This is a genomic window from Megasphaera sp. MJR8396C, assembly GCF_001546855.1.
GTDB lineage: Bacteria > Bacillota > Negativicutes > Veillonellales > Megasphaeraceae > Megasphaera.
The window spans coordinates 1-16,944 of sequence record NZ_KQ958170.1 but is presented as its reverse complement, the minus strand read 5'-3'; the positions used below and the strand labels follow the sequence as shown (position 1 = coordinate 16,944).

Sequence of the window (16,944 nt, the reverse complement as noted above, 5' to 3'; positions counted from 1 at the left end):
AGTTATGAAAATGATGAAAACGGAAGACGCTGTCGGTCATATTCTCTGCCACGATATTACGCAGATTATCCGAGGCGTTACCAAAGACCCGGTTTTTCGTAAGGGCCATATCATAACCAAGGAAGATATTCCCGTCTTGTTGTCGGTCGGTAAAGACCATGTCTACATCTGGGAAAATGATGATACCGTTTTCCATGAAAACGAAGGGGCCGCTATTTTGCGGGACATCTGTATGGGAGCCCATATGCATGGGAGTGAGCCGAAAGAAGGGAAAATCGAACTCATCGCCGATTGTGACGGTGTCTTGACCGTTCGCCGCCAAGCGCTGCAAGCGGTAAACTCCGTGGGTGAAATGATGATTGCGACCCGTCACGGCGGCTTTACCGTTCGCAAGGGCGATAAACTGGCCGGAACCCGGGTCATCCCTTTGATCATAAAGAAAGAGAAAATGGCCCGAGCTAAAGAAGCGGCCGGTCCTTTGCCGCTGCTCGATGTCCATCCCTTTAAAAAGAAGCGGGCCGGCGTCGTCACGACGGGCAATGAAGTCTTTCACGGCCGCATTGAAGATACGTTTACGCCGGTCATTGAATGTAAACTGGCCGAATTTGATGCAGAAATGGCCATGCATAAGGTCTTGGCCGACGATCCGGCAGCGATTACGGCTGCCATTCAGGAGATGCTCGACGCCGGAATGGATATGGTCTTTTGTACGGGCGGCATGAGTGTCGATCCCGATGATCAGACGCCGCTGGCGATTAAAAATACGGGCGCCCGCATCGTATCCTACGGAGCCCCGGTTTTGCCGGGGGCCATGTTTTTACTGGCCTATACGGAAGACAACCGCCCCATCGTCGGCCTTCCGGGCTGCGTCATGTATTCCAAGCGGACGATTTTTGATCTCGTCCTGCCGTCGCTCATGGCCGATGTTCCGGTCACGGCCTCCGATTTGTCCCGTCTCGGCGAAGGCGGACTGTGTCTCAACTGTCCTGTCTGCACCTTCCCGAACTGTGGTTTTGGAAAGTAGGTGTTCTTGTGAACCCATTTACACATATTGACAAGAATGGCGATGCCGTCATGGTCGACGTCAGCGGAAAGACCGTAACGTCGCGGACGGCCGTGGCCTGTGGTCGTATTTCCATGAGCCGCGACTGTTATGACGCTGTAAAAGCCGGGGCTATGAAAAAAGGCGACGTCCTCGGCGTAGCCCGGGTTGCCGGCATTATGGGCGCCAAGCGGACGAGCGACCTCATCCCCCTCTGTCATATTTTGAACCTGACAAAATGTGGTATTGAATTTATCTTTCACGATGACCTTTGTGAAATCGAAGGGCGATGTACCGTCAAGTGCGACGGCAAGACCGGCGTTGAAATGGAGGCCTTGACCGGTGTTTCGACGGCCCTGCTCACGGTATACGATATGTGTAAGGCCGTCGACAAGCGGATGTGCCTGAAAGACATCCATCTCGTCGAAAAAATTGGTGGAAAAAGCGGCCATTTCCAATACGATGGAGGCCTTGACCATGAAGGATAGATGGGGGCGGACTATCGACTATCTCCGCCTGTCGCTGACCGACCGCTGCAATCTTCGCTGCCGGTACTGCATGCCCGATGATGTCGAAAGTGTCGGCCATGATGCCGTTCTTCGCTATGAAGAGATGATGGTTGTTTGTCAGGCCTCCCTTACGCTCGGTATCGACCGCTTTAAGATTACCGGCGGCGAGCCCTTCGTTCGGCGCGGTGCTGTCGATTTTATGAGGGCTTTGAAAGGCCTTGACGGCGTCCGCTCGGTAACGGTGACGACGAATGGCATGCTGCTTGAAAAAGCCTTGCCGGACCTGGTTGATCTTGGCATTGACGGCATCAATATCAGTTTGGATACCCTCGATGCGGAACAGTACCACCGGCTGACCGGCGGCGGAGATCTGTCCGTCGTGGTGTCGGCCCTGCAGGCCGCCGTAAAGGCTGGCGTAAACGTCAAAGTAAACGCCGTGCTGCTGGCGGCAACGAGAAATCAGATCTTGAACTTAGCTAAATTTGCGCAAAACATGGCCGTTGACGTCCGCTTTATCGAACTCATGCCGATTGGCTTTGGTACGACATTGGCAGGACTTACCCGTCAAGAATGTCTGGATATCCTGTACCGTGCCTATCCGGACCTTGCGGCAACGGATGAAGTGCGCGGCAACGGACCGGCAGACTACTATAAAAGCCGGAAGCTTTGTGGCCGTATCGGCTTTATTGCTGCCAATACGCATGCTTTTTGCGCCGCTTGCAATCGCTTGCGCCTGACCAGTACGGGCTTTTTGAAACCCTGTCTCTGCTACGATGAGGGCGTCGATTTACGAGCCATCATCCGCAGCGGACGACCTGCTGATGAGATGCATCAGGCACTGGTAGCTGCCATTCGGCAGGCTGTTTACGAGAAACCGGCTAAACATTGCTTTGGCGATCAGCCGGACATTAGCGAGCATAAGACGATGAATCAGATCGGAGGATAATAAATGGGAAAAATACAGGCTGTTTGTATCAGTGACGTCCGGGGCATTGCCAAAAGAGTCGTGCCCGAAGGGCTGTTTAAGGTCGATTGGGGCATCGAAGGCGACGCTCACGCCGGCCACTGGCACCGCCAAGTCAGTCTGTTAGGCCTTGAAAGCATTGAAGATTTCCGCCGCCGCGGCGGGAATGTGGAATTTGGGGCTTTTGGCGAAAACCTCGTCGTCGACGGTTTTATCTTTTCGACACTCCCCGTAGGGACCCTCCTTCGCTGCGGAGATGTCTTGTTGGAAATCACCCAGATCGGGAAAGCTTGTCACAGTCACTGTGCGGTCTATGAGGCCGTTGGCGACTGTATCATGCCGCGGGAAGGCGTCTTTGCCAAGGTCCTTGAAGGCGGCGTCATCCGCATCGGAGATGAGATGGAAGTCGTAGAACGCGTCGGAAAGCGTCCCTATCAGGCAGCGGTCATTACCTTGTCAGATAAAGGCTCTCAGGGCCTGCGCCAGGATGAAAGCGGTCCGGTCATCGCCGAGCGATTGAAAGCGGAAGGCTATGACGTCGTCGAAGAAATCCTTCTGCCCGATGGTCGTGAAGCATTGGAACAAAATCTGCGGCGCCTGGCCGATCAGCGGCAAGTCGATCTCATTTTGACGACGGGAGGCACCGGCTTTGGACAGCGCGATGTCACGCCGGAAGCGACGATGGCCGTTGCCGACCGGCAAGCACCTGGCATTGCTGAGGCGATTCGCGCGGCGTCGATGAAAGTCACCAAGCGCGCCATGCTGTCCCGTGCTGTCAGTGTGATTCGTAAGAAAACCTTGATTATAAACATGCCCGGCAGTCCCAAGGCCTGCCAGGAATGCATGGATGTCTTTTTAGAAACAGTTCCTCACGGTTTCGATTTACTTCGCGGCGGCGTCTATGACTGCGCCCGTAAGTAAACCCAAATAAATAATATTTAATGAAGGAGATGCATGGTAATGACATGGAAAAAAGTAGCAGCAGCAATTTTAGCAGGGACGATGGCCTTTGCCCTGGCAGGCTGCGGATCCGAACAAAAAACAGATAAGGCAGCTAATAGCGGCGACAAGGTTCATTTGACGGTATTTGCTGCGGCCAGCATGACCGAAACGATGACCAAGATTGCCGAACAGTATCAGAAAGAACATCCGAACGTCGAAATTTCTTTCAATTTTGATTCGTCGGGCACGTTGAAAAAACAGATTCAAAATGGAGCCGACGTTGATTTGTTCATTTCGGCCGCTCAGAAACAGATGAATCAGCTCGATGCTGCCAAAGACGGCAAGGATAATCCCGATAAGTTGGATTTCGTCAAGAGTGACAGCCGCGTCGACCTTTTGGAAAATAAGGTCGTCTTAGTAACGCCGGAAGGGAATCCCAAGGATATTAAGAATTTCAATGATTTGGCTGCCAAATTGAGAGACGGCTCGATCCGCCTGGTCATGGGCAACAGCGACGTTCCCGTCGGCCAGTACACACAGCGGATCTTGAAATTCTACAACCTCGATGAACAGGCGATTGCTCAGGCCGGTCACATTACCTATGGTTCCAACGTTAAGGAAGTCACGACTCAGGTCAGCGAAGGCAGCGCCGACGCCGGGATCATTTATGCAACGGACGCCTTTAGTGCTAAATTGAAACCGGTCGATGAAGCGACGAAAGAGATGTGCGGCCAAGTTATTTATCCGGCAGCGGTCATGAAGAACAGCAAGCACCAGCAGGAAGCTCAGGATTTCTTGAACTATCTTAAAGGCGAAGAAGCCATGAAGATCTTCCAGAGCGTCGGATTCAGCCCGGTCGCTTAAGGACGGCTGGTTATGGATTGGTATCCCCTTTGGAACAGCCTGCGCATTGCGGCCATCGCCTGCGTCCTGGTCTTTTTCAGCGGCATCGCACTGGCTTATTACGTAGCCCGATTGCCGCGAATCTTAAAAGGGATTCTCGACGTCTTCCTGACCCTGCCCCTGGTACTGCCGCCGACGGTCTGCGGCTGGCTGCTGCTCCTGGTCTTTGGCCTCCAGCATCCGGTCGGTATCTTTCTCAATGACGCCGGCATCCGCTTCGTCATGACCTGGTACGGCGGCGTCCTGGCCTCGGCTGTCGTCGCTTTCCCCCTCATGTACCGTACCGCCCGGGGGGCCTTTGAAGGCTTTGATGAAACCCTGGCCTGGAGTGGGAAGACCCTGGGATTGTCGGACACGTTCATCTTCTGGCATATCCGCATGCCTTACTGCAAGCAGGGCATCATCGCCGGCACGGTCCTGGCTTTTGCCCGGGCCCTTGGTGAATACGGGGCGACGAGCATGCTTATCGGCTACATTCCCAAGCATACGGCGACGATTTCTACGACGGTCTACCAATTGTGGCGGACCAATGACGAGTACAGCGCCTTTATTTGGGTCCTGGTCAATATCGCCATCAGCGCCGTCGTCTTGATGACGGTCAACCTCTTTGAAAAGCGGAGCCGTGAAAGGAGGCGCCCGGCATGATTGACATTTCTGCCTATAAAGATTGGGGCTCTTTCACCCTCGATGTGAAGCTTCATCATCGCGGCGGAGTCCTCGGCATCCTCGGGGCTTCCGGCTGTGGGAAGAGTAAGACCCTGCAGTGTGTGGCCGGCATTGAAAAGCCTGATGACGGGCATATCTCCGTCGGGACGAGGACCCTCTTTGATCGAAAACAAGGCATCGACGTTCCCGTCGCTCAGCGGCGCGTGGGATATCTGTTTCAGCATTATGCCTTATTTCCCAATATGACTGTTGAAGAGAATATTCGCTGCGGTGTCCGAAAGGTCTCGACTAAGGATGAAGCCCGGAAGCAAGTCAGATCCATGATGGAGCGCATGCGCCTTACAGGGCTTGAAAAACAGAAACCGGCAGAATTGTCCGGCGGCCAGCAGCAGCGCGTGGCCCTGGCGCGAATCTTGGTGAACGAACCGGATATCCTTCTCTTGGATGAACCCTTTAGCGCCTTAGACAGCTACCTTAAGGAACAAGTCATTACGGAGTTGAAGGCCCTCTTGGCGGAATTTCCTAAGGACGTCATCTTGGTTACTCATAGCCGCGATGAAGCTTATCAGCTCTGCGACTCCGTTGCCGTCCTTGACGCCGGCCGGGTATCGGCTGTCGGTCCGACAAAGGAACTCTTTGCCAACCCACAATCTAAGGCAGCCGCTATTTTGACCGGCTGCAAGAATATCGTAGGGGCCAGAAAAAACGGGCCCGAATCGGTATTCATCCCCGATTGGCAGGTTACCCTGCATACGGAGGGGCGGCTTGTCGGCGATGATCTCTGTGCTATCGGCATAAGGGCTCACGCTTTTCACAGCTGCGAAGGGGCGAATTTCCTGCCCGTCATCATTACGGAAGAAATCGAACAACCTTTTGAATGGATCGTAAAATTCCGTTACAGCAGTCAGGAAGCGGCCTCTCCCGATATTTGGTGGCGCTTTGCCAAGCCTGACCGGCCAGCGGTGCTGCCGGACCGCCTGAGCCTTGGCGGTGACGATATTTTACTGCTTTACAGGTGATGTTATATGGAACGGTTATATACAGCTTTATATGAAACCTTGAAAGCCGGACAACCGGCTGTCCTCTTGACGGTCGTCGCGCGAAAAGGTTCGACGCCGCGCGGAATCGGCAGCCACCAGGTTGTTTTTAGCGACGGAACGACGGTGGGGACCGTCGGCGGCGGCTATCAGGAACACTTGGCCATTGAGTGCGGCAAAAAATGTCTGGCTGAAAGAAAGTCTGAGTTTCGCCGCCTTATCCTCTATCCCAATGACATCGAAGACATCGATGCGGCCTGCGGCGGAGAACTGACGGTTTTTTGCCAGTATCTCGACCCGGCCTTGCCGAACGTCCTTGCCGTGTTGGAGGCGATGATCGCGGCCTTACAGCATAAAAAGGCATCCTGGCTGGTCTTCGGTGTCAGCGATGCCGCTCACTGGGGCATGGCCCTTGTCACCGATTCGGTTATCGGCTGCGGTCATACGGCATCCTTACCAGCTATCGATGCCGACTGGTGTCGCCGCCATCCGGTTGGAATGACGAAAGAAGGGGACGAGATCCTGTATCATGAACGCCTGGCATCGCCAGGACGGGTCTTTATCTTTGGCGGCGGCCATGTGTCTCAGGCCTTGGTGCCCGTCCTGGCGGGGATTGATTTTTCCTGCGTCGTCGTCGACGACCGGCCGGAATTTGCTAGAACCGATCTCTTTCCCCAGGCCGTGGCGGTGCGTGAGGTCAATTATCAAAAATTGCCGGAAGACCTTGGCATCACCGCCGATGATTACGTCTGCGTCATGACTCGCGGCCATCACGGCGATTACGACGTGCAGCGGCAGATATTGCCCATTAAGCCCCACTATCTCGGCGTCATCGGCAGTCGCCGCAAATTAGCCTTTGTCAAAGGAAAGCTGATGGACGATGGTTTTTCCGCAGCCGACATCGATGCCTGCTATGGCCCTATCGGCCTTGCTATTTCGGCGGAGACGCCGGCTGAAATCGCCATTAGCATTGCCGCCGAACTGATTGCTGTCCGGGCCCGGCGGGAAGGGCGGGAAAAGCACCGCCCGGCGGCCAAATGACAGCCCGCGTCGAGACCTATGTCGGCGCCGGCGGCAAGACGACGTCGATTTTTTCCCGGGCCCTGATGGTACGGAAATCGGGAAAAAAGGTGGCCATCGTTACGACGACACATATGATGCGGCCCGCATCGTGGTTTATTTCCAGCGACCTTCCCGACGGCTGGCGGGACGTGTGGCAGCGTGACGGCATCATCGTCGTCGGTACCTTGCTGGATAACGGTAAGATTACCTATCCCGGCGACGCCGTTTATGAGTCCCTTTGCAACTTGGCTGACCTGGTCCTGGTTGAAGGGGACGGCTCGCGGCGCTTGCCCCTGAAGGTCATGGGCGCCCATGAACCGGTCATTCCGAAACATAGTGATGTCGTTTACTGTTTGGCCGGCCTTTCGGCTTTGGGTAAGACTGTAGGGCAAGCCTGTTTTCGCTATGAATTACTGGGGCTTGCCGATGACACGGTCATTACCGAGGCCATCATGGCCCGGATCGTGGAAGAGGGCTGTTTGCGTCGCCTGGGTACTTTTAAACCGTTGACGACGGTCGTCCTCAATCAAGCTGACGATGCGATACTTCATCAGTGTGGAGAGCGCATCCTGCAGAAACTGTCTCGGCCGGGACTCATCACGGCCTATGATCGGGAAGCGAGGAATACGAAGTGAAGATCCGGTTAATCTTTATGGCGTCAGGCTTTGGTCGGCGCTTTGGAGCCAATAAATTGGCGGCACCCGTTGCCGGGCGGCCTTTATATGCTTACGGTCTTAAAAGCCTGTGTCAGGGAGCACAGGCTTTTTTCCCGTTGTCCGGCATTGACTGTGCCGTCACGGTCGTTACGGCTCATGATGAAATCGCTGCCGCTTGTCGCCAAAGGCACATCGATGTCGTTTGGAACGAGCAGGCCCTGGAAGGGATGGCGGCCTCGATTCGAGCCGGTGTCCGTGCTTATCCGGCGTGTGATGCATGGGGCTTTTTTCCGGCGGATCAGCCCTTATTAACGGGGCCGACGATTTCCCGCTTTTTACAACAGTTTATTGCCTCTGGGGGCGACGTCGGCTGTATGCATAACGGCCAGCGACGGTGCAGTCCGGCTTTATTTCGTTCGTCCTGCCGGGACGAACTTTTAGGCCTTTTCGGCGACCAGGGCGGCCGACGACTGATCCAATCACCCCATACCTGGGTTTACTATCCTGTGAACCCTGTCGAACTCTTCGATGTCGATCGGCGAGAAGATGCAGCGGCTGTACTGCCTTTTCTATCCTTATAATGATTTAAATTATCTACATCAATCCACGAATGAGATACTCAGCATATCTTAACCGCGACAAATCGGATACGAACCGTTATAATGGAAGTATATATGCGTAGGGAGGGATTGCGGTGATTAAGCTCTTGTTTGCCATTTATCTGGTTTGGGGCTTCAACTGGGTCGTCATGAAGGAAGCCAACCTATTTTTTCCGCCGGTTACCTTTTCCTGTTACCGCTTCATTATCGGGGCCATGGTCCTGCTGGCCGTCTGTTTCTGGTTGAAACTGCCGATTCCGCCGCGGCGTTATTGGCCGTGGATTGCCATTACGGGATTTTTGCAGATCGCCGTCAATACGGCAGCCATTCAAATCGGTATGGTAACACTGGGGGCCGGGCTGGTTGCCGTCCTCAATTACAGTATGCCCGTATGGATGGCCCTGATGGCCCATTTCTTCTTGGGCGAGCACCTGACGCGGCGAAAAGTCATCGGCATCATCGTCAGTATGGCCGGCATGTGGCTTCTCATGAACGTCGACAGCGGCGGCGACTTATCGATTGTCGTCCTGACACTGGTCGGGGCAGCTGCCTGGGCGGCAGCGGGGATTATCGTCAAAATTCAAGATCGGCGCATGAAGGCTAATGACTGTAATCTCATTCAATACACGACGTGGCAGATGGTCGTCGGCGCCCTGGCCTTGGGCGTTCAGGCGGCGGTTATGGAGAGCGGGACGATTCAGTGGACGCCACTGGCTGTGGGCTGTCTGCTTTATAACGGAATCATGGCTTCGTCCCTGGCCTTTTTCATGTGGAACTATCTCCTGACTCAGATTGAGGCGGCCAAGGCAGCCATTGCCATCCTTGGCGTCCCCGTCGTCGGCGTCATCAGCGGCGTCCTGGTCCTGGATGAACCGATGACGGCCATGACCCTTCTTGGCATGGCCATGATTTTAATCGGCATCGTCTGCATCGTTCGTCCAGGTCAAAGGACGGGCGCGACGGCCGGCAAGGTTTGAACACTTGATTATCCATTAGGAGGCTTTTTATGAAATGTGTGGTACTGCTCAGCGGCGGCGTCGACTCTACGACGTGTCTGGCCATCGCCCTGGCAAAATATAAGAAGGAAGACGTCCTGGCCTTGACGTCCTATTACGGACAGAAACACGCCAAGGAATTAGAGTCGGCCCGCAAGGTTGCCGCTTACTACGGCGTAGCCCATCGGGAAGTCGACTTATCGCAGGCTTTTTCTTTAAGCGACAGTTCACTTTTACAAGGCAGTCATAAGAAAATCGCGGCTGAATCCTATGCCGACCAACTGGCAGAAAAGGGCGGAGAAGGGACGGTTGATACGTACGTCCCCTTTAGAAACGGATTGTTTTTGTCCTTTGCAGCTGCTATTGCTGTCAGCGTTGGGGCTGAAGTCATCTACTACGGGGCTCATGCCGACGATGCAGCCGGCCGGGCCTATCCCGACTGCACGCCGGAATTTGAGACGGCCATGAATACGGCCATCTACGAAGGCTCGGGCAGGACCTGCCATTTAGAAGCGCCGCTCCTGTCTTGGAACAAGGCCGGCGTCGTGAAAGAAGGGCTGCGTCTGGGCGCTCCGTATGAACTGACTTGGAGCTGCTATGAAGGCGGCGATAAACCGTGCGGTGTCTGCGGAACCTGTCGTGATCGGGCTGCGGCCTTTGCGGCTAACGGCGTTGCCGACCCGGCCTTACGATAGGGGGCTGCGTCGGTCATAGCCTCTTTCCATAGAGAGTTTAGTTTTGAGAGGATGGTAGAGTATATGAAGGGTAGTGTGAAAAAACAACTTACGGCTGTTGTATTGATGAGTCTCATCGGCTTCGGTTCGGTCTGTGCCAGTGATGTCTCGGAGAAAGATAATTTCTATCAAGCTGTCAATCAGGGCGTTCTGCAGGAAAAGAAAATCGCGCCGACAGAAGCTTCATGGTCCTGGTTTTCGGAACTTTCTTTAGAAAATAAAAAGGCCTTAGGGAAAGAGTTGGAAGCCATTGCAAAAAAACAGGGATCTTATCCGAAAGGCTCTCCGGAACAGAAAATAGCCGACCTCTATGTCAGCGCCTTAGATAACGAAAAACGAAATGAAACGGCGCCGGGACAATTGAAGGCCTTGACGGAACCGATTGAACAGGCGACGAACTTGACGGAACTGACCAAGGCCCTTCAGACGGTGAGTGAAAAGACGGGAACCGACGTCTTCGTCGGTTATACGGCCGATCGTATGCCGACGGGGCTGCGCTATATTCCGCGAATCCTTGTGACCGCGCCGTCTTTTACGAGAGACGAATTGGAAAAAGAACCACAGCCAGGTGCCTGGAAAGCCTATCGTAACTACGTGGCCCATGTCTTGGAAGAAGCCGGGGAAACGCCGGATAAGGCGTCTGCTCACAGCGAAGCTATTTTTGCCATGGAACAAAAGTTGGGACCCAGCCTCTTGACCAGTGAACAGCGCAACGACGTAACCATTCAGAATCGTCTCGTATCGCAAGGCGAACTCAAGAAACTCATGCCTAATATGGGGGCGCAAACCATATTAGCCGGCCTCGATTTGACGAAGGAAAAGCAGTTTTTCTTGTCTAATCCCGACTATTTACAGCAGTTCGATGCCCTCTATACGGCCGATAACTTAGACCTCTTAAAGAGTTATGCCGTTTTCCAGGTATATAACGGGTTTGCCCCCAGTGCGTATATCAAACTGCGGGACCTCCAGCGCGACTATTTGCGCCAGCGCTTCGGCATCGCCAAAGCCCGGGACGACAAGGAAACGGCCAGCCGCATGGTCCAGTCTATGCTGTCCTATGAGGTCGGGCAGATTTATATGCAGAATCACAGTACAGCAGCCGTCGTCGATGACGTCAAGGACATGATCCGGGAAATCCGGGACGTCTACAAACTGCGTCTCGAAGCCAACGACTGGCTCAGCCCCAAGACGAGGGCCAAGGCCATTGAAAAACTGAACAGCTTGCGCGTCTTCGTCGGCGGGCCGGCTGCCGATGACAAACCGATCATCGAAAGCATGCCCGACGTCATTGCTCCGGAAGATGGCGGTGATTTACTGACCAACATCATGCACAACGGCGTCTTAGAACGGCAGCAGGTCCATGCCCTGCTAGGGACGAATTTTAATCCCAACAAGTGGTACGCCTTTGATCCCCAGGATGTCAATGCGGCCTATATTCCGGAAAATAACAGCATCACCATTCCAGCCGGAATCCTTCAGCCTCCCTTCTATGATGCCAAGGCGTCACGCGGTGCCAATCTCGGCGGTATCGGCGTCGTCATCGGCCATGAAATCTCTCATGCCTTTGACCCCAACGGCAGTAAGTATGATAGTGAAGGGCGGTTGAAGAACTGGTGGACGAAGAAAGATTCCGAGGCTTTTCAGAAGCTGTCTGCCGCCTTCGGCCCTTATTATGACAACTATACCGTCGGCCAAGGCCTCCATGAAAATGGAAAGCTGGTCAGCAATGAAGCCATTGCCGACTGCGGCGGCCTGTCGGTTGTAACCGAGATTGCCAAGGGCGATGAAGCCATGCTGCGCGATATCTATCATTCCTTTGCCGCCATCTTTGCGACCAAGATGACCGATCAGATACTGTTGTACCTGATCCAGAACGATCCCCATCCCCTTGGCGAAGCCCGTGTCAACGGCGCCCTGTCAGCGACGGACGGCTTTTATACCGCCTATGGGATTCAAAGTGGCGATGGGATGTACGTAGCGCCCCAGAAACGCGTTCACCTGTGGTAATTATAACAAAAGTATAAAATCTTTGAGGGGAGTTTATAAAGTCTCCCCTCTTTTTATCTTGCAATATTCGAGGGAATACGGTACAATCGCAAGTGAGCAATAGCCGTATATTGCACTAGTGGGACAAAAATCGTACCACTGGGAACAGAAACGTAAATCGATACGTCTATGTGAGTAGAAAAGGAGAAATCTGTATGCTAAAAAAAACCAAGATCGTCTGCACTTTAGGCCCCAGTTCTAATACTCCGGAAATTATTGAAAAGATGATTAAAGCCGGCATGAACGTTGCCCGTTTTAATTTCTCCCATGGGTCTCATGAAGAACATAAACAGCGCATCGACATGGTTCGCGCTGCTTCGAAAAAATTAGGTATCCCCGTAGCTCTGCTCCTCGACACGAAAGGACCGGAAATTCGGTTGGGCAAATTCAAAAACGGCTCGATCATGATGGAAGCCGGCAATGATTTTACGTTGACCGCTCGTGACGTAGTAGGCGACGAAACCATCGCTTCTATGAACTATAAACAGTTGCCGCAGGACGTTAAAGCCGGTGACCATATCCTCTTGTCCGACGGCTTGGTAAACCTTGAAGTCGTCAGCGTAGAAGGCGAAGATATCCACACGAAAATCATCAACAGCGGCAAGATGAGCGACCGCAAGCGCGTTGCTGTACCGGGCATCGCCATCAACCTGCCGGCTGTCTCTGAAACGGATGCTGCCGATATCGAATTTGGCTGCCGTATGAACATGGACCTCATTGCTGCTTCCTTCATTCAGCGCGGCAAAGACGTTCTGACCATCCGCAAACTGCTTGAAAAACACAACAGCGAAATGAAGATCATCTCTAAGATCGAATGTCAGGCCGCTGTCAACAATATTGACGAAATCATTAAGATGAGCGACGGCATCATGGTAGCCCGTGGTGACCTCGGCGTCGAAGTACCGGCTGAAGAAGTCCCGATGCTTCAGAAAGTCCTCATCCGTAAATGCCACGAAGCCGGCGAACCGGTCATTACGGCAACACAGATGTTGGAATCGATGTGCAACAACCCGCGTCCGACCCGTGCTGAAACGAGTGACGTTGCCAACGCTATCATCGACGGCACCGACGCTATCATGCTTAGCGGTGAAACGGCTGGCGGCCTCTATCCGGTAGAAGCCGTTGAAACCATGGCTCGCGTTGCTACCTTCACGGAAAGTAACTTTACATCGAGACCTTTTGAAGATGACGATTCCGAATCGGCAACGACGACCGAATCCATCGGTAAAGCCGTCGTTAAGATTGCCAAAGACCTCCACGCTTCGGCCATCATCGCTTCGACCGAACGCGGCGGCACAGCCCAGATGATTTCTAAATTCCGTCCGGATTGCCCGATCGTCGCTGTTTCTCCGCACGAAGCCATCGTTCGCCGTTTACAGCTCAACTGGGGCGTTCAGGCCATTAACGGTAAAGAAGCCGTTGATTCTGACGCTGTTGTCGACAATGCTATCTTTGCAGCCCTCGACAATGACCTCATTAAAGCCGGTGACCTTGTCGTCCTGACGGCCGGTGTTCCCGTTGCTAAAGCTGGTTCGACCAACATGATCCGCGTTCAGGTCGTCGGTGACGTCCTCCTCCGCGGTACCGGTATCGGCCGTAAATCGGCTGTCGGCAAAGTTTGCGTTGCCGAATCGCTGGAAGATTTGCAGAAAAACTTTACGGACGGCTGCATCTTGGTCCTCCGCGCAGCTCGTGCTGACTTTGTCGAATACATGAAACGCGCCAGCGCTATCGTTTCCGAAGAAGCCGGCCTTACCAGTGAATCGGCTATCGTGGCCATCACCCTCGGTATCCCGACCGTCGTCGGCTCTGAACATGCTGCCGACGTCTTGAATAACGGCGAAGTCGTTACCGTTGATGCCAGCCGCGGCACGATCTTCCGAGGCGCAGCAAACGCTCGATAAGATAAGAAAATAATTAAGGCATAACGAATTACTCCCCTATGAGTTAGACTGTCAAAGGTCTGCTTATGGGGGAGTTTTACGTTAGGGGCAACTTTTCTTGTTTCATTCATCAATATCATGTCACGTTTGGACGAAATTATCTGCCGGATATTACCCTTCCGGCAGATAAAAAATTGCCATATCTTCGGCCAGTCTGAGGCCATATTGTGACTGTATCGTGCAGCCGCTATTACGCCCGTGTTATCGAGGTGGTGTATAATCGGGAAAAACAAGAAAGGATGAGGGATATGAAAATGACGATGAATATGACAAAACTAGCAGCTGCTGTCTGCCTTTCTATGTCGATGGGACTGGGTATCGTATCGGCTCAGGATATGTCGATGCCGGCCGGGCCGATGATGTCTCAGGGGATGCCGCCCCAAGGCATGCCGCCTCAAGGGATGCCTCCGCAGGGACAGCAGGGCAAATCCATCTCTGAATTTACAGCCGCTCAGCGGATTACGGGCAAACAGGCACTCCTGGTTAATCAGGATATTACGGCTACCGAAGCCGATGAAAATGCTGTCCTGGCAGAACAAGGGGCTAACGTAACCTTGCAGAAGGTCCGCCTTTCAAAGACGGGCGATACGACCAGTGATGACGGCAGTAATTTCAACGGTCAGAATGCCGTCCTCCTCGTTTCCAATAGTACGGCTGCTGTTACCGATGCGTCCATAAGTTCTGCTGCCGAAGGGGCCAATGCCGTTTTTGCAACGGGTGAAAAAGCCGACGTCACCGTCAAAAATCTCACGATTAACACCAAGGGGAACTCCTCTCGCGGCCTCGACGCGACGTACGGCGGGACGATTCACGGTGAAAATGTGAACATTACGACGGCGGGAGCTCATTCCGCGTCCCTGGCGACCGACCGGGGCGAAGGGAATGTCTACGCTACGGGCAGTACCCTTTCGACGAGCGGTGAAGGCAGTCCGGTCATCTATTCTACGGGCAATATCGTCGTCACCAAGAGCAGCGGCATCGCCAAGGGCAGTGAAATCGCCTGCGTCGAAGGAAAAAATTCGATTTTTGTAGAAGACTCGACGCTGGCCGGGTTCAAACGGCACGGCGTCATGCTCTACCAGAGCTTCTCCGGCGATGCCGGGACGGGGACGGCTTCCTTTACGGCTAAAAATTCGACGCTCCACAACTATTCCGACGGAGCCATGTTCTACGTTACCAATACGAAGGCCGTTGCCAGCCTGACCAATACCGTCATTGAATCGCCGAATAATAAGAACCTTATTGAAGTTACCAGCGACCGCTGGGGGACGGAAGGCTCAAACGGCGGTGACTTTGAATTCACGGCAGCCAAACAATCGCTGAAAGGCGACGTCGTTGCCAATAACATCAGTACCGTTTCCGTCAGCCTGACGAACGGTTCGAATTGGAGCGGTGCCATGAATCCCAAACACACGGCCAAGGTTGCCGCACTGTCCCTCGATGCTTCGTCGGTCTGGAATGTGACCGGGGACTCCTATGTCTCGGCTTTGACCGATGAAGATTCGACGCTCGGCAATATTCGCAGCAATGGACATACGATTTATTACGATAAGAGCAACAAGGCCAACGCTTGGCTTAAGGGGCAGACGGTAAAACTGACTGACGGCGGCAAGGTAAAGCCCTTATAAACCCATAAAAGTCAACCTCTGCAGCATGCCTGTCACGAAGGCATCGAGAGAGCGGTACTCTTTAAGGTCTGTTCGCGGTAGCTACGGTAGACGTAAAAAAATAGTTGAAAAATTTCATAGATTTTGAAATATAGTGTCGATAAGAACGGTATAAAGGGAACTCTTTATACCGTTTTTCTTTGGCCGGAAACGAATCAAGGCATGAAGTTATTAGACGGTTACAAGGATTACTTTTCTTTGGTTATAGGCAGAGACAGGCCGTCATGGGCCCTTCTCTTGGAGCCATTATATAACTTTTCATGTGAAAATAATAACAAAATTGCGTAAATGGTATTGATATACAATATCGATTGTTATATATTAAGCAAGGAATTTTAAAAATACACTATCATTTATGGGAGATGTGGCAGTATGAAGACAGTAAAAGCAGTGAGTGCCGCTATGGTTATTGCAGCTATGGCAGGGAGTATGGTTTTGGCAGCTGATTATGTGGGAGACGGTTCTTTCCTTAACGTCGGTGATTCGACGCAGACTCATGAAGGGGCGACGGCAGATACAGCCCGCGTCGATGCCCGTGCCGGGGCTTCTGTCCTGGTTACGTCGAAGACGGCAGCTGAAGACAATCCTTATGGAATCGATGAAACGACCGGCAAGGGAAATCATCCGGAAAACCTGAGTGGTACCCATGACGTAGCCCGCGTCGTCGTCCATAATTCTCGCAGCGACTTCGGGTTAGATACGTATGCGTCCAAGACGGGTACGGCCATCGGTGCCTATGCCAAGTCTAACGGCGTCCAGTCGGCAGCGCTTGGGTATAAAGCAGAAGTTACCAGAGCGGCTGAAAACGGATTGGCATTGGGCTACGCCAGCCAGGCGTCGGCCAAGAACAGCGTGGCTCTCGGGGCTAACAGCGTCGCCGATGAAGAAAATACAATTTCTGTTGGCTCCGATAGTTTGACCCGGCGCATTACGCATGTTGCCGATGGGACAGCCGTCACTGACGCTGCGACCGTAGGTCAGCTCCAATCTGCTTCCATCTCCCTCCATCAGGATCTTCGCTCTTTAGGAACGGAAATCGACCAAGTCGGCGCCGTCTCGGCGGCATTAGCCGGACTGCACCCGCTCCAAACCGATAAAGGCTTTGAAATCTCGGCTGCCGGCGGTGCTTACGACGTCAAACAGGCCATGGCCTTTGATGTGACCCCAAAAAGTTAGACC

The 16,944-nt window shown here is 53.3% G+C and carries 16 protein-coding genes; all 16 read left to right on the top strand.

Features of this window, described 5'->3' with window-relative positions; all coding sequences use genetic code 11:
- The first annotated feature begins 4 nt into the window (after positions 1–4).
- The 16 genes from HMPREF3201_RS04430 (at position 5) to HMPREF3201_RS04355 (ending at position 16,941) form a co-directional block, all read left to right on the top strand.
- Positions 5–1,024, top strand: coding sequence for a molybdopterin-binding protein (locus HMPREF3201_RS04430; protein ID WP_062411940.1), 1,020 nt, complete (start codon positions 5–7; stop codon positions 1,022–1,024).
- 8 nt (positions 1,025–1,032) lie between these two features.
- Positions 1,033–1,530 carry a cyclic pyranopterin monophosphate synthase MoaC gene (gene moaC, locus HMPREF3201_RS04425; RefSeq protein ID WP_062411939.1) on the top strand — a complete coding sequence of 166 codons (498 nt, stop codon included), beginning with the start codon at positions 1,033–1,035 and terminating at the stop codon, positions 1,528–1,530.
- Positions 1,520–2,497 carry a GTP 3',8-cyclase MoaA gene (gene moaA / locus HMPREF3201_RS04420; protein ID WP_062411938.1) on the top strand — a complete coding sequence of 326 codons (978 nt, stop codon included), beginning with the start codon at positions 1,520–1,522 and terminating at the stop codon, positions 2,495–2,497. Before moaC ends, moaA begins: the two co-directional genes overlap by 11 nt.
- Positions 2,498–2,500: 3 nt before the next feature.
- Positions 2,501–3,436: an MOSC domain-containing protein gene (locus HMPREF3201_RS04415; protein ID WP_062411937.1), complete on the top strand. Its 936-nt coding sequence runs from the start codon at positions 2,501–2,503 to the stop codon at positions 3,434–3,436.
- A gap of 39 nt (positions 3,437–3,475) precedes the next feature.
- The gene (gene modA / locus HMPREF3201_RS04410) at positions 3,476–4,321 is read left to right on the top strand and encodes a molybdate ABC transporter substrate-binding protein (RefSeq protein WP_062411936.1); all 846 of its coding nucleotides are present in this window, start codon (positions 3,476–3,478) and stop codon (positions 4,319–4,321) included.
- Positions 4,322–4,333: 12 nt separating this feature from the next.
- Positions 4,334–5,005 (top strand): molybdate ABC transporter permease subunit, encoded by a 672-nt coding sequence (modB, locus tag HMPREF3201_RS04405; protein ID WP_062411935.1) that lies wholly within the window; start codon positions 4,334–4,336, stop codon positions 5,003–5,005.
- Complete coding sequence (locus tag HMPREF3201_RS04400; protein WP_062411934.1) at positions 5,002–6,045, top strand: sulfate/molybdate ABC transporter ATP-binding protein; 1,044 nt, start codon at positions 5,002–5,004, stop codon at positions 6,043–6,045. The genes modB and HMPREF3201_RS04400 overlap by 4 nt, the downstream gene beginning before the upstream one ends.
- Before the next feature lie 6 nt (positions 6,046–6,051).
- Positions 6,052–7,104 carry an XdhC family protein gene (locus HMPREF3201_RS04395; RefSeq protein ID WP_062411933.1) on the top strand — a complete coding sequence of 351 codons (1,053 nt, stop codon included), beginning with the start codon at positions 6,052–6,054 and terminating at the stop codon, positions 7,102–7,104.
- Positions 7,101–7,760 (top strand): selenium cofactor biosynthesis protein YqeC, encoded by a 660-nt coding sequence (yqeC, locus tag HMPREF3201_RS04390; RefSeq protein WP_062411932.1) that lies wholly within the window; start codon positions 7,101–7,103, stop codon positions 7,758–7,760. The genes HMPREF3201_RS04395 and yqeC overlap by 4 nt, the downstream gene beginning before the upstream one ends.
- Positions 7,757–8,362: a nucleotidyltransferase family protein gene (locus tag HMPREF3201_RS04385; protein ID WP_062411931.1), complete on the top strand. Its 606-nt coding sequence runs from the start codon at positions 7,757–7,759 to the stop codon at positions 8,360–8,362. The genes yqeC and HMPREF3201_RS04385 overlap by 4 nt, the downstream gene beginning before the upstream one ends.
- Positions 8,363–8,475: 113 nt before the next feature.
- Entirely contained in the window at positions 8,476–9,357 is an 882-nt protein-coding gene (locus HMPREF3201_RS04380) for a DMT family transporter (protein WP_062411930.1), read from the top strand.
- A gap of 29 nt (positions 9,358–9,386) precedes the next feature.
- Positions 9,387–10,070, top strand: a complete 684-nt coding sequence (queC, locus tag HMPREF3201_RS04375) for a 7-cyano-7-deazaguanine synthase QueC (RefSeq protein WP_062411929.1) — start codon at positions 9,387–9,389, stop codon at positions 10,068–10,070.
- A 63-nt stretch (positions 10,071–10,133) separates the two neighbouring features.
- On the top strand, positions 10,134–12,116 hold the full coding sequence (locus HMPREF3201_RS04370) for a M13 family metallopeptidase (RefSeq protein ID WP_062411928.1): 1,983 nt from the start codon (positions 10,134–10,136) through the stop codon (positions 12,114–12,116).
- Between the two features lie 194 nt (positions 12,117–12,310).
- On the top strand, positions 12,311–14,059 hold the full coding sequence (gene pyk, locus HMPREF3201_RS04365; protein WP_062411927.1) for a pyruvate kinase: 1,749 nt from the start codon (positions 12,311–12,313) through the stop codon (positions 14,057–14,059).
- Positions 14,060–14,346: 287 nt separating this feature from the next.
- Positions 14,347–15,726: a hypothetical protein gene (locus tag HMPREF3201_RS04360; RefSeq protein ID WP_062411926.1), complete on the top strand. Its 1,380-nt coding sequence runs from the start codon at positions 14,347–14,349 to the stop codon at positions 15,724–15,726.
- A gap of 411 nt (positions 15,727–16,137) precedes the next feature.
- Positions 16,138–16,941, top strand: a complete 804-nt coding sequence (locus tag HMPREF3201_RS04355) for a hypothetical protein (RefSeq protein ID WP_062411925.1) — start codon at positions 16,138–16,140, stop codon at positions 16,939–16,941.
- The last annotated feature ends 3 nt before the right edge of the window (positions 16,942–16,944 follow it).

Bases quoted from the DNA above. Each gene is read 5' to 3' on its own strand.
- HMPREF3201_RS04430 (WP_062411940.1), top strand. From the start codon at position 5: ATGAAAATGATGAAAACGGAAGACGCTGTCGGTCATATTCTCTGCCAC.
- moaA (WP_062411938.1), top strand. From the start codon at position 1,520: ATGAAGGATAGATGGGGGCGGACTATCGACTATCTCCGCCTGTCGCTG.
- HMPREF3201_RS04415 (WP_062411937.1), top strand. From the start codon at position 2,501: ATGGGAAAAATACAGGCTGTTTGTATCAGTGACGTCCGGGGCATTGCC.
- modA (WP_062411936.1), top strand. From the start codon at position 3,476: ATGACATGGAAAAAAGTAGCAGCAGCAATTTTAGCAGGGACGATGGCC.
- modB (WP_062411935.1), top strand. From the start codon at position 4,334: ATGGATTGGTATCCCCTTTGGAACAGCCTGCGCATTGCGGCCATCGCC.
- HMPREF3201_RS04400 (WP_062411934.1), top strand. From the start codon at position 5,002: ATGATTGACATTTCTGCCTATAAAGATTGGGGCTCTTTCACCCTCGAT.
- HMPREF3201_RS04395 (WP_062411933.1), top strand. From the start codon at position 6,052: ATGGAACGGTTATATACAGCTTTATATGAAACCTTGAAAGCCGGACAA.
- yqeC (WP_062411932.1), top strand. From the start codon at position 7,101: ATGACAGCCCGCGTCGAGACCTATGTCGGCGCCGGCGGCAAGACGACG.
- queC (WP_062411929.1), top strand. From the start codon at position 9,387: ATGAAATGTGTGGTACTGCTCAGCGGCGGCGTCGACTCTACGACGTGT.
- HMPREF3201_RS04370 (WP_062411928.1), top strand. From the start codon at position 10,134: ATGAAGGGTAGTGTGAAAAAACAACTTACGGCTGTTGTATTGATGAGT.
- pyk (WP_062411927.1), top strand. From the start codon at position 12,311: ATGCTAAAAAAAACCAAGATCGTCTGCACTTTAGGCCCCAGTTCTAAT.
- HMPREF3201_RS04360 (WP_062411926.1), top strand. From the start codon at position 14,347: ATGAAAATGACGATGAATATGACAAAACTAGCAGCTGCTGTCTGCCTT.
- HMPREF3201_RS04355 (WP_062411925.1), top strand. From the start codon at position 16,138: ATGAAGACAGTAAAAGCAGTGAGTGCCGCTATGGTTATTGCAGCTATG.